At 40.5% G+C, this 12938-nt stretch carries 12 protein-coding genes; 5 read left to right on the forward strand and 7 right to left on the reverse strand.

Translation table 11 applies throughout. The features are described 5' to 3' along the window. Positions 1 to 35: 35 nt before the first annotated feature. On the forward strand, positions 36 to 683 hold the full coding sequence (locus BR06_RS0113800; protein WP_031484035.1) for a lysophospholipid acyltransferase family protein: 648 nt from the start codon (positions 36 to 38) through the stop codon (positions 681 to 683). A 42-nt stretch (positions 684 to 725) separates the two neighbouring features. Here the strand turns inward: BR06_RS0113800 and BR06_RS0113805 are convergent, their stop codons facing one another. Next, the gene (locus tag BR06_RS0113805) at positions 726 to 3164 is read right to left on the reverse strand and encodes a methyl-accepting chemotaxis protein (protein WP_031484037.1); all 2439 of its coding nucleotides are present in this window, start codon (positions 3162 to 3164) and stop codon (positions 726 to 728) included. A gap of 247 nt (positions 3165 to 3411) precedes the next feature. Between BR06_RS0113805 and BR06_RS0113810 the strand changes: the two genes are divergently transcribed. Further along, entirely contained in the window at positions 3412 to 4107 is a 696-nt protein-coding gene (locus BR06_RS0113810; RefSeq protein ID WP_051677110.1) for an HD-GYP domain-containing protein, read from the forward strand. Here the strand turns inward: BR06_RS0113810 and BR06_RS0113815 are convergent. From BR06_RS0113815 to BR06_RS0113825, 3 genes are read right to left on the reverse strand one after another with little or no spacing between them, the layout of a single operon-like run. Further along, the gene (locus BR06_RS0113815; RefSeq protein WP_328285921.1) at positions 4064 to 4942 is read right to left on the reverse strand and encodes an amino acid ABC transporter permease; all 879 of its coding nucleotides are present in this window, start codon (positions 4940 to 4942) and stop codon (positions 4064 to 4066) included. The two genes, BR06_RS0113810 and BR06_RS0113815, sit on opposite strands and share 44 nt — an antisense overlap. Before the next feature lie 18 nt (positions 4943 to 4960). Continuing rightward, the gene (locus BR06_RS0113820) at positions 4961 to 5794 is read right to left on the reverse strand and encodes a transporter substrate-binding domain-containing protein (RefSeq protein WP_031484043.1); all 834 of its coding nucleotides are present in this window, start codon (positions 5792 to 5794) and stop codon (positions 4961 to 4963) included. Between the two features lie 30 nt (positions 5795 to 5824). Beyond that, positions 5825 to 6637: an amino acid ABC transporter permease gene (locus BR06_RS0113825; RefSeq protein ID WP_031484045.1), complete on the reverse strand. Its 813-nt coding sequence runs from the start codon at positions 6635 to 6637 to the stop codon at positions 5825 to 5827. A gap of 373 nt (positions 6638 to 7010) precedes the next feature. On the opposite strand from BR06_RS0113825, the gene BR06_RS0113830 reads away from it, so the two are divergent. After that, positions 7011 to 7766, forward strand: coding sequence for a M15 family metallopeptidase domain-containing protein (locus tag BR06_RS0113830; RefSeq protein WP_031484047.1), 756 nt, complete (start codon positions 7011 to 7013; stop codon positions 7764 to 7766). Between the two features lie 122 nt (positions 7767 to 7888). Here the strand turns inward: BR06_RS0113830 and gap are convergent, their stop codons facing one another. The 3 genes from gap to surE form a co-directional block, all read right to left on the reverse strand. Beyond that, positions 7889 to 8875 carry a type I glyceraldehyde-3-phosphate dehydrogenase gene (gene gap / locus BR06_RS0113835; protein ID WP_031484050.1) on the reverse strand — a complete coding sequence of 329 codons (987 nt, stop codon included), beginning with the start codon at positions 8873 to 8875 and terminating at the stop codon, positions 7889 to 7891. A 52-nt stretch (positions 8876 to 8927) separates the two neighbouring features. Continuing rightward, a complete protein-coding gene (gene fba / locus BR06_RS0113840; RefSeq protein WP_031484051.1) occupies positions 8928 to 9851 on the reverse strand; it encodes a class II fructose-1,6-bisphosphate aldolase in 924 nt (307 codons plus the stop codon). Between the two features lie 202 nt (positions 9852 to 10053). Beyond that, the gene (surE, locus tag BR06_RS0113845) at positions 10054 to 10809 is read right to left on the reverse strand and encodes a 5'/3'-nucleotidase SurE (RefSeq protein ID WP_031484053.1); all 756 of its coding nucleotides are present in this window, start codon (positions 10807 to 10809) and stop codon (positions 10054 to 10056) included. A gap of 138 nt (positions 10810 to 10947) precedes the next feature. On the opposite strand from surE, the gene BR06_RS0113850 reads away from it, so the two are divergent. Both BR06_RS0113850 and tmk read left to right on the forward strand, forming a co-directional pair. Next, positions 10948 to 11982: a 3'-5' exoribonuclease YhaM family protein gene (locus BR06_RS0113850; RefSeq protein WP_031484055.1), complete on the forward strand. Its 1035-nt coding sequence runs from the start codon at positions 10948 to 10950 to the stop codon at positions 11980 to 11982. After that, positions 11958 to 12602, forward strand: a complete 645-nt coding sequence (tmk, locus tag BR06_RS0113855) for a dTMP kinase (protein ID WP_031484438.1) — start codon at positions 11958 to 11960, stop codon at positions 12600 to 12602. The genes BR06_RS0113850 and tmk overlap by 25 nt, the downstream gene beginning before the upstream one ends. The last annotated feature ends 336 nt before the right edge of the window (positions 12603 to 12938 follow it).

Consider the following 12938-nt stretch of genomic DNA (forward strand, 5'->3'; position numbering starts at 1 on the left):
ATAATATTCTTTTCGGATATGTTGAGTGATTTGCTATGAAGATTAAAGTAAAACCCGTATTAGTCGCTGCGCCCATGGCATTTTGCTACCGAGCTCTGATTAAAACTCTTCGTTTTGAGGTTGAAGGTTTTGAGAACCTAACTAGGCTTATGAACAACAAAGAGCCTGCAATGCTCGCTTTGTGGCATAATGAAATTTTTACTCTGACAGCATATGGCGTCACTAAAGGTTTTCCATACGTGACCATGGCAAGCGATAGCCGCGACGGTCAGATTATCACCAAGACCTTGGAGCGCATAGGTTACAAGGTAGCCAGAGGTTCCTCTACACGGGGCGGGGTCAAAGCAATGCTTTCTATGACCCGCTTGATGAAAAAAGAAGAACGTATTGGTGTCATAACTGTTGATGGCCCCAGAGGCCCCCGTCATAAGGTTAAGCAGGGTATTTTAGCTATCGCGCAACGCACAGGTTCTGCCATCATTCCTATCAGGGGGTACGTAGATAATCCTACGGTTTTCGAAAAATCATGGGACAGATTTGAAGTCGCTAAGCCTTTTAGCCGCTGCAAGGTTTTCATGGATAAGCCATTTAGAGTCACTGACGAGAAGCTAACTCCCGAAGTGCTTGAATCTGAAGCTTTAAAGCTAGAAAATTCTATGAAAAATCTGGGCCACGGATTTTAAACGAGGCCCAGATTTTTATTAATCAATTTTTGCTATTGAGTTTTATTTGCTTCCTGCCAGACTTAGTTTCTTAATCAATTTTTCCAGTTCTTCTGCCGTTCTTGCCAAGCTTGATATGGATTCAGAAGAATGCCGCATATCGCTTTTTGTTTCACCCGCAATAGATTTAATATCTTCCACATTTTTATGGATCAGGTCGTGTGCCCGGGATTGCTCATCAGTTGCTTTGGCGATCAGTTGAATTTCGCATGCTGTATCTACTGACATATCTGAAATTGATTGGAGAGCATCAACCGATTTAGAGACTAGCCCGCTTGCATGTTCTACAGCCGCTACCGTCAAGTCTGTTTTTTCCATATTAGACTTAGCTGATTCGCGAATTCTATGAATTGCGCCTTCCACCTCATTTGTAGAAAGCATGGTCTTTTCTGCCAATTTGCGCACCTCATCTGCAACCACAGCAAATCCGCGTCCCGCTTCGCCAGCTCGTGCTGCCTCAATGGCCGCATTTAGTGCGAGCAGGTTTGTCTGGTCAGCTATATCATTAATAACATTTATTATTCCGCCGATAGATTGTGTTTGCTCACCAAGCTCATGCATATTCTCCATCACCATATCAGATAAGGATTTTAACTGTAGTATCGCAATACTGGTCTCAGTAAGAGTATGCATGCCGCTTTCAGCCCGTAGCTGTGTGTTTTTTGCCTGCTGAACGGCTGTCTCAGCGTTTTTAGAAGAACTCACCAGTGTCCGGTTCATTTCAGTTACAGCCTGCGAAGACTGCTCAATTTTATCAAATTGGCGTTCAGTGTTAGCCGAAACGTTCTCAACCTGTAACTCAATCTCTGCAGCACCGTTAGTTAAGTACTTTGAAATGGACTCAGCATTAGCTGTAATTTCAACCATTATCTTATTTTGCTCAGTGATCTGATCTTCTTTCGCTTTGATATCACTCAAATCAATGATGATTGCGAAACCGCCAATTAAGTCACTGTCCAGATTGTAGAGTGGAGCGGCATCAATTCTAACATTACGATGGCCTTCTTTTTTTGTGTGCAACTTGCGTTCGCGGTTAAGAACAGGTTTCTTTTCCGATAAACACTGAGCAATAATGCCTTGCTCATCTTCAGGAATCTGCAATAAATCTTTTACAGGTTTTCCAATCCAGCTTTCACATGAATCACTGCTTTCTAAAAGCCTGCAGAGCGGATTGTTTATATATGAAATTCTGGCTTCGGTATCAGACACAAGACAGGGGACTGTCATTCCTTCAAGTATCCCTTGAGAAAATCCAAGTTTGTTTTTTAATTCCGATACCATAAGTTGGATACCGTCAGCGAGATTTTTGATTTCTCCTTTGAATACACCCTCAATATCAGCTTTGAAATTACCGGTAGAGATGGCGGCTACATAATTTTCGATATCTTTAAGCGGGTTAATTATTTCAGATCGCAAAAAGATGAGAGAGATAATTACAACAAGGATAGCCGTTGTGATCGTAATCAGTAATGTGATTAATCGAAGTCTTGTTACAGCTGAAAAAGCTTCGTCTTTGTGGATCTCAGAAATGAGAGCCCAAGTTGAAGTTCCAATTTTAAGAGGTGCGTAAGCGGTTAGAAATGAGATGTCCTTGGAATCAACCGTTAGGGATGTATTGCTAATATCCGCAAGCGCCTGATTGACTGCGACCGAGTCAACTTTTCCAAGATCCGGATTTTCAAATGAAGACCTTACTGATCTGTATAATGGATTCAACTCAGAATCAGAACGCATATGAAGGTCTTGGCCTACAAGGTATGATTCGCCCGTTTCGCCCATTCCTGAACGGAGAGTCATGATTGAATTGATCTCTTTTAATGGAATGCGAAGGACTGCAACCCCTTGAATATCACCGGCATGTGAACGAACAGGTGCTGCTATAAAGGCCACCGGAATTCCACCAAGAGGTTCATATGGTTCGAAATCTGCGAAGACTATTTCACCCTTAACAGCTTTTCTCCATACCTTTGCTAAATTTGAATCTTTGTAAGGGCCTTTTACTAAATCTATGCCTACATCGGCTTCCTTATTTACAGTGAAAAGCACGCGTCCATAATCATCGATAAGAAGCGCATCATCATAGCCCAGCGTTTTTACGAAAGGCTCAAATGGCTTTTTAGCATATTGGTGAATCTCGATATATTCATCTGAATGAACATTTAAACGTCTACCCGGAAACCCGTTATCAATTGCGTACTCTCCAATCATTCCCACAGTATTGTAGACTTCCTTAACGTTCGAAAAGAGTTCCACTTCATGATACCATTTGCTTATTAAGTCCTCTAAATTTTTCTTTTTTGTATCACGCACAGATTCTAGTTGACTAAACGCTTGTTCGGAAAGTGCTTTCGACGCCAATTCAACGCTGAATACACTGACTATAACTAATGGAATCAAACCAAGAACTAGACAAAATGATATTAATTTAAACTTTAACGACATGCTGGTTGACCTCCTCAGCTTAAGTTATTGGCAACTTATGGCATCAAAGGTTTTGATTAGATGTCAAGAATGTTACAACTTTGAAAACTATTGAAATATTGGCATAATATAATGTGAATTAAATGATAGTCGTCTATAAATGACTGATTTATTGTTTTGAACTACAATTCAATATTGACAATGACATTCAATTTCAATGGGCTCAGTGAGAAGTGTTGAACTAATAAATATTCAAGGATCAGTAGAAATGAAAGATATAATAGATATTGTTGGTGCGCAAAATAAGCAAAATGAGACTCAGCTAAATATTGTTCAACAAACAATTCATCAATTTGCCGAATCTCTAGGTAATGCAATTGATGCGAAGGATAGTTGCACCAGTTCTCATTCAGAAGATGTTGCAGTTATTACGCAGGAAATTTGCCTTCAAATGGGGCTTTGCCAAGAGGATTGCACGGCATTGCATATTGCAGGGCATTTACATGATATTGGTAAAATTGGTATTCCAGATTCGATTCTCAATAAAAAAGGCGGACTGACTGATGCTGAATATGAAGTCATTAAACAGCACCCCGTCACGGGAGCGGGGATAGTAGGTCCTGTTGAATTCTTTTCCGGTGATAATGGCATAGCTCGGATGATTTTACACCATCACGAAAGATTCGACGGGCGTGGATACCCTGAGGGGTTGAAGGGTGAAGATATACCCTTAGGCGCTCGTATAATAGCTGTGGCGGATACTATTTCCGCAATGATGCAGGATCGTCCGTATCGGGACGCAATCCCTTTTGAACAAGTAGTAAAAGAAATTGTAAACTGTTCTGGAACACAGTTCGATCCAACGGTCGTGGATGCTTTTTTGATCATATCGGATAAAATAGAAAAGTATGTTTGTGAGATTAATCCTGCTTATGACGGTTCATCCTTTTTTCCAAAGCTCTGACGCCTATTGAACATGGGAACGTCAGCAAGAAATAGAGAATAATCACAACCGACCATATTTCAAATGTACGGTAAGTCGCAGACATGAGTTCTTGTCCGGCAAATGTAAGCTCTTGTATCGAAATGACCGAAACAATGGACGAATCTTTAATAGTAGAAATAAACTGCCCCGCCAAAGTAGGCAAAGACTGCGAAAAAGCTTGTGGCAAAACGATATGAATCAATTGCTTGGGACGGTTGAAACCTAGCGCCTTTGATGCTTCCCATTGCTCATTCGGAACCGCCTCTATGCCGGCTCTTACAATCTCTGTTATATAGGCCCCTTCGAATAGGGACATAGTTAGCACTCCGGATAGAAACGCGGGTAATTGTTCGATAGGACCGAATAAGAATGTTAGAAGTGGAAAGTCTTTATCTTCCATGGAATAGGATAGATCCGTAATACCAGTCAGGCTCATCAATTGGTCGCCAAGAAAGAAATAAAAAATAAAGATAAGAACAAGGGGTGGAATATTTCGAATAAGCCCCACGTACGTGCTGGATATCATACGAAAAAGAGGGCGCGGACTTACTCTTAAAATACCCATGACAGTGCCTATTATCAGTGCAAACAAAATTGACCATACGGAAAGACGCAGCGTCACCAAGAGTCCCTGAGTGAGCTGCCCTGCTTTTATATGGCCCGTAACCTGATCATATCTATAGATATAATTAGGTATTACTGACCAATTCCAATGATAATTAAGCTTTGAAACTAAATGATAGGAAAGAGCGGATAACACCCCAATGATAACTGCAAGTAGCAGTATATCAAGGGATGTTACCCTTTTTTTCATATTATACATTCTTAATAATTACTCGACCTGTGATTCCCATTCTTTGGTATTGAACCAGTAGTTAAAGCGGGATTCAAGCCAACCTTCAGAATTGGTGACTTTGATCCAGTTATTGAGGTAATTAAGAAAGTCAGGATCACCTTTTCTTACAGCAAAGCCGATAGGCTCTTTGGTGAAATCATCTTTGAGAGGTAGGTACAACTTCTCAGGATATTTCTGAGCAAGATTTGCAGGGAGCGGGTTAGATGCAATCAAGCAATCAACTTTACCATTTAGCAGTTCCTGAATGGATGCAGCTTCATCGCTGAATTTCAAGATTTTAGCATTTGGTAAAAAGTTTTTGGCTGCCTTCTCAGCAGTTGTGCCGAGACGGACAGAAACTTTTGTTGAATCTGTGTTGAAATCTTTAAGGGATGTTTTTCCACTAGCAGCAGACTTGCTGGCAATAATGGACATTCCGGTAAATTCGTAAGGGTCAGAGAAATTGACCTTGAGATTGCGTTTAGGGGTAATGCCCATTCCGCCGATAATTATATCGAATTTTCCTGTTAACAAAGCGGGAATGATGCCATCCCATTTAGTCGGGATGAATCTAACTTTTACGCCCATATCTTTTGCAAGGCGTCTAGCGACATCTATTTCAAAGCCGATAAATTCGCCGTTTTTATCTTTCATTGCCCACGGCTTGAATGTTGAAAATCCAACACGTAATATTTGTTTTTTTTGAATAGTTTCAATAGCACTTTCCTGCGCCAAACTTTGTCTTACGTTACCGGCCCAGACGGCTGTAGAGATCCCCATGATCATGATTACAGCTGCGAGACCGACATTAACGGTTCTCCATAAAGTCATTATAAATTACTCCGTGTTAAAATTTTAAACTTACCATGCACTCTTAAAACGGCTCGCAAGTCGGTCCAATGTCCATGAAAGCAAAAGGGTTACAACCAGATACGCGGCCGCAACAGTAAACCAAACTTCAAACGTCAAAAAAGTTTCAGAAATAATAGATTGACCCTGCATAGTCAGGTCGTAAATGGCGACAGTACTAACGAGAGCGGAATCCTTTACAAGTGCTATAGCTTGCCCTGCAAGTGGAGGAGCTATGCGCGGTATTGCCTGTGGCAGAATAATATTTAGATAGGCAAATTTCGTGTTCCCCCCAAGGCTATATGCCGCTTCCCATTGGCCTTTATCTATTGACGTAATCCCTGACCTGAAAATTTCAGAAGCATAGGCGCCCTCAAAAAGAGACAAAGCAATGACTGCTGCCCAGAATCCGCTGATATCAAATATGGGAGAAACAACAAAATACATAAAAAACAGCTGAATGAGCAGTGGAGTATTGCGAATAACTTCAAGGTACACACGAGCAATACTGTTCCCGACAAACGACTGAGATAGACTCAATATAGCCGTTCCGAGTCCTATGATAAATGTAAGAACAAAAGCAAGGCCCGTAATCTTTAATGTAACCATTAGCCCTTCGAGCAGAAGGCCGGGAACAAAAACATCGTTGTCATAGGTAAATATGAAAGAGGGCACTCTGAACCATTGCCAGTTGTAACCTAACTTTTCTGACCCTTCATACAAAAACAAGCTTACAACAACCATTAAAAAAATAAAAATAATGAGGTCTAAAACGAACGTTTTATTTGAAGAGTAATTTTCTCTAAATGATTTATTTCCAAACATATTAGCTCTCAATACTATTAATTACGCTACAAATCCAGAACCTATTTATTATAACAAATAAGTATAATTTCGCAGTCTAGTTCCTGTTAAAATATACATATTAAATTACAATGGTATTTTTAAATTAATATATTATAATAATTAACAGGTATAGAAAAGGTGAAATATATTATTGCCAATTAGCAAAAGGCGACATGTTCTGACAGAACATGTCGCCTTTTTATTATAATTTTAAATCAATGACCATATAGTAAAAAACTTACTCTATACGTGCAAAACCTTTTTATGTGTGATAATAAAAATCATCATATGGTGTTTTTTAATCAAAACCAGTTCATATCAACATTGTATCAATTCAGTTTAAGGAAGGGTTATGAAGAAAGATAAAATAATGTTTATTCAGGAATTACTCAATAAAAACGGAGCGAACCTAGTTGTGGATGGAATTGCCGGTCAGGCTACTTTAGCTGAAATTAAAGCTATTCCGCAAATACCTGACAATTGGACAGACGAAAAATGTCTGATTGGATATATTCAAGTTATGGCTAAAGCTAAGAATTTGTTATCCGGGATAATTGACGGAGGTTGGAATATAGGAACAACATCTGCTTATGCTGTTCTTAGGTCGCGCAACGGTCAAAGAGATGAGGTCTCAATTTCAACATGGCCTAACCAATCCGCAAATGAATTACTAAATTATTACGGGCCGGTTGGTGAAAACCAAGTACGATTGCATTTGCCATATCCACATAAACTGGCTTGGGATAAAGGCACTATTGTTAATTCATATCTGTGTCATGAAAAAGTTCACGACAGCCTTGAAAGAGTCCTGACACAAACATTTTCTCATTACGGACAAGGAAGAATTGAGGAACTGCGCCTTAACCTTTGGGGAGGTTGCTTGAACGTCCGTCCAATGAGAGCTGGGAAAAGAACGTCAACCCATAGCTGGGGAATTGCTGTGGATTATGATCCCGATAATAATAAGTTTAGATGGGATAGCGATAAAGCGACTTTCGCAAAGCCTGAATATGATGCGTGGTGGAGTTTTTGGGAAGCAGAAGGGTGGACCAGTCTAGGGCGAGCAAAAAACAAAGATTGGATGCATATTCAAGCCGCTAACTTTTGATATAAGTTGTTAATGTTCTCAATATTTATCACTCATTTTTGCTAAAACGAATAGGGCAAAAAAAGTCCCTCGATTCAAATGAACCGAGGGACTTTAAATATCTAAGAATATGCTTTTGAGGGCTAGATCATATTAGCTACTTTTGTAGTTAAACGAACGAGCTGGTTGGTGAAACTTGCTTCATTGTCATACCAAATGATGAGCTTGAGCATTTTTCCATCCATAACAGCTGTAAGCGGTCCGTCAACAACTCCGCCGTGAGTGTCGCCAAGGTAATCCTGGGAAACAAGCGGCATTTCTGTGTAGCCCAAGCTATCATTGGCAGCTTTTTTAAGAACTGCGTTGACTTCTTCTGCTGTGGTTTCTCTAGCAAGATCACAGGTAAGGTCTACAAGTGAAACGTTCGGAGTAGGGACGCGAACTGACATACCATCAAGTTTACCCTTAAGTTCCGGAATAACTAAAGATACAGCTTTGGCCGCACCAGTTGTTGTTGGAACGATATTGACCGCACAAGCTCTTGCTCTGCGAATATCTTTATGGGAACCGTCAAGAACTCTCTGGCTCATTGTGTAGGCGTGAACGGTGGTCATAAGACCGCGTTCAATACCAAATGTGTCGTTAATAACTTTCGCTACTGGAGCAAGGCAGTTAGTGGTACAGGATGCCGCAGATACGATGTTGTGTTCAGGCTTAAGATCTTCATCGTTAACACCAATTACTATGGTAGTATCGGCATCAATTCCAGGAGCACTTATAACAACTTTTTTCGCGCCGCAAGCAATCATTTTTTCGCAATTTTCACGATCGCGGAAACTCCCTGTGGATTCAACGACAACGTCACAACCTAGCTCGCCCCAAGTCCATTCACCGGGTGCGCAACGGGTAACTATAATCTGCTTACCATTAACGGTAAAACCTTTCTCATTCGGCTCAACATCTGCCGCAAATGTTCCCTGTACGGAATCATGCTTCAGAAGGAGTGCAAGATCTTCGTTAGAAGCGCGTGCATTTACCGCAACAAGATCAAGATCTTTGCTATCGTGAATAAGTCTAGTGAGATAACGACCGATTCTGCCAAACCCATTAATACCAACTTTTACTGCCATTAGTTTACTCCTTATAAAAAATTAGCCGCTCAAAAAGAGCGGCTATAATAGTCTATGCTTTATTAGAGCATCCCAAAACGTTTGTGATTTTGTGGCGAACCATTTCTTTCACAGCTTTGCGAGCTTCACCGAGGTAACCTCTAGGGTCAAATTCCGTTGGATTTTCAGCGAGGTACTTGCGTACTACAGCTGTCATTGCAAGGCGGATATCGGTATCAATATTAATTTTACAAACAGCTTTTGAAGCGGCTTTGCGGAGCAGATCTTCAGGAACACCCTTAGCTCCGCCAATGTCACCACCGAAGTCGTTTGCCATTTTCACATATTCCTGCACAACGCTTGATGCGCCGTGAAGTACGATTGGAAGCTTTGGCATCAATGCGGAGATTTTGTCTAGACGATCAAAGTCCAGTTTTGCTTCTCCGGTAAATTTGTATGCGCCGTGGCTTGTTCCGATTGCAACAGCTAGTGAATCACAACCTGTGCGATCAACAAATTCAACTGCTTCATCAGGATCAGTATAAATATGTTCGTCAGAAGAAACATCTTCTTCAATACCTGCTAAGCGGCCAAGTTCAGCTTCAACCCATACGCCTTTATCATGCGCGTAGGTTACAACCTGTTTGGTCAGAGCAATATTTTCATCAAACGGAAGATGTGAACCATCAATCATTACAGATGTAAATCCGCCGTCGATGACTTCTTTACACATTTCGAAGGTAGGGCCGTGATCAAGATGGAGAACAACAGGTAGATCGGTCTTTGCAAGAGCAGCTTCCATCAATTTAACGATGTATCCCTGACCTGCATATTTGCGAGCACCTGCGGAAACCTGAAGGATTAGGGGAGCGTTTTCTTCGCTTCCTGCTTCCATGATTCCCTGAATGATTTCCATGTTGTTTACGTTAAATGCTCCAATGGCGTAACCACCGGCATATGCTCCTTCGAACATTTCTTTAGGCGAAACGAGTGGCATAAACTTCTCCTTGGTAGAATGAATGAAGTAAAAGTTGTTGCAAAAAAGGTAAGGCTAAACTTGAACAAAAGATGCCATAATCCTAAATAACTAAGTATGGCGCTTATGTATCAGAAAATTATACCGCTTTTGGGTTCCAAATATTAAATATGTACACTAGATAGAAAGTAAATGTCTATAAACAGTTTAAAAACCATGTTGATTATTGACCAAAGGACTTTTCGAGAGTTGCAATTGCTTCACGATTTGTAAAATCAAAATGAAGTGGGGTCATAGTGATATACCCCTTTGTAAGCAGATCTCTATCAGTGCCGGGACTGATATTGTCCTTTGGCATGATACCGTCAAGCCAGTAATATGGACGCCCACGCGGGTCCTGACGAACATGATACCAATCTTTCCACGATACCCGTGTGTGGCGGCAAAATTTTATTTCTTGCGTGTCCGCAATCGGGAGTGCTGGGAAATTTAAATTGAGAACAGTTTTCTCAGCCATGCTATCCCACGGTAATTTACTAAGCATTTTGACGCAGTAATCTGCCTGCTCAGTAAGATCCGTAGGGTTGAAGTCGTCATAAGAAACGGCCAATCCCGGAATTCCCATGAGCGCACCTTCAGTTGCAGCTGATACCGTACCAGAGTAGAGTATATCAACTCCAGTATTCGCACCGTTGTTAATGCCGGAAATAACAATGTCCGGCTTATTTTCAAGTAGTGTCGTCATTGCCAGCTTAACGCAGTCTACAGGCGTGCCGTAGACACCAAGTCCAGAAAATCCGTCTTCCTCAAATTCTTTAACACGAAGCGGCGAAGATAAAGAAATAGCATGTCCAACAGCAGATTGCTCTGTGACAGGAGCTACAACTTGTACAGATAACCCAGCTTTTTTCATGCTGTGATAAAGGGCTCTTAAGCCGACGGCTTCGATTCCGTCATCATTTGTCAAAAGTATGTTCATAATTTTTCTATTGGACAGTCTTCTATTGCTTTGACTATGAATACATCTATTAAAGTAATTAACATTTTGTCTTCGGCTATAGTGAAAAAACTATAGCCTTGAAGGCGAGGTATCAAAGCAACTTGGGAATAGCAAGAAGTGTCACAAAAAACTACATATATTACAGATATTATTAAGGGGCAAAGAGTCAGAGATATTTTCTTGATTTCTGACGCCCAAATTAGAGAATCTAAGAATGGACCATTCTGGAATCTACGTTTGCAGGATAAAACTGGAGCGGTTGAAGCCAAAATATGGAGCCCGTTAAGTCAATCTTTTACAAATCTTGACGCGGGAATGTTTGTCGTTGCTGGAGGAATGGTAGGATCTTTTAGAGATCAGCCGCAGATAACAATAGAGCAACTTGAAATTCTTGATCCAGAATCATATAAACTAGAAATATCGGATTTTCTTCCTTCTAGTCCTGAGCGACCTGAAGATATGATGCAGGAACTTGATTACATGGTTGCTGAACATATGAATCATAATCCATGGAAAAAGTTTTGTAGAAAAGTCCTTAAGGATGAAGAAATCCATAAGCGTCTTCTCTTTGCTACAGGTGCAAAGGTTGTACACCATGCATATGTCGGCGGATTGTTAGAACATACGCTTGCAGTTGCTAAGCTGTGCATGTCCATATGTGATAACTATCCAGAAGTTGACCGTCAGGTTGTACTCGCTGCAGCTATTTTTCACGATTTAGGTAAGGCTTGGGAGTTGTCTGGAGGCTTAAAAAATGACTATACAGACGAAGGTCGTTTACTCGGACACATTCATATAGGTGTAGAAGTGCTTGAACCTTTCTTAAAGAAAGCTAAAGATCTCGACGACAACTTAAAGCTTCACTTTAAACATTTGATATTGTCTCATCATGGGGAATATGAGTATGGTGCACCCAAGCGTCCCAAAACACCTGAAGCATTTATCTTACATTTTGCAGATAACTTAGATGCCAAGATGAACACAATTTTTGCTGAACTTGATAAAATTGAAGGGGCTGAAAGCAACTGGACACCATACCAGCGTTTTCTTGAAAGGTACTTATTCAGGTCACAAAAGTCACCTGATGAAAATAATCTTCAATCAGACATCAAAAAAAAGGGGGGTCAATGTTCATTACCTTTGAAGGTATAGAGGGTACCGGAAAAACGACACAGATTAAAAAGCTTGTAAAATTTCTTGAAGAGTCCGGGCACAATGTTGATGTGACACTTGAGCCAGGCGGCAGCAGAATCGGTAAAGAGTTGCGTAAAATACTTCTTAATATGGAAAGTACTGATATTACCGGTCAGTGCGAGTTATTTCTGTACCTTGCAGACAGAGCTCAGCACGTAAGTCAGGTTATTAAGCCAGCACTTGAAGCTGGCAAAATCATTATATCAGACCGTTTTGCAGATTCTACCATTGTCTATCAAGGATATGGACGGAGTCTTGAACCTTTGCTTTTGCGAGAACTTAATGAGGTTGCAGTATCTGGCTGCTGGCCGAATTTAACCATTTTACTGGACATTGAGCCGGAACTGGGACTCAGAAGAGCCACAACCCGTAATATGGACGAAAACAAGACCCTTGAAGAAGGACGTTTCGAGGCAGAATCAATTGATTTCCATTCAAGAGTCCGTGAAGGGTATTTAACATGGGCGGCATTGAATAATGACAGAATTAAAATTATTAATGCTGATCAAACCCCCGATGAAATTTTTTCTCAAATAAAAGAAAAAGTTTTAGAGGCCCTTCAAAAAAGGGACGCATAGTTTCACAAGACAAAAAAACTCCTAAGTTACTTCATTAAAGATTTTTTTTAAGAAGACTTGCTCCTTTTACAGGAGCAAGTCTTCTTTTTTTTGCTGATAACATCATTGCGCGCAATGGTATTAACAATGCTGATGTGATTGCATTTATCGCAATTATGATTGTCGCAATACTTTATTACAATTCAGGCAATCTCCGTGCATAACAAACTATAAATCGTGCTATTTGGCGCTATTTAGTGCTGTTTTTGTCTATAAAAGGGGCTCTAAGTCATCTAAATCAATAATTTAGTATTTTGGGTTGACGCAGTCATAGTTAAATGGTTTACATGTAATCAG

The organism is Maridesulfovibrio frigidus DSM 17176 (assembly GCF_000711735.1).
GTDB lineage: Bacteria > Desulfobacterota > Desulfovibrionia > Desulfovibrionales > Desulfovibrionaceae > Maridesulfovibrio > Maridesulfovibrio frigidus.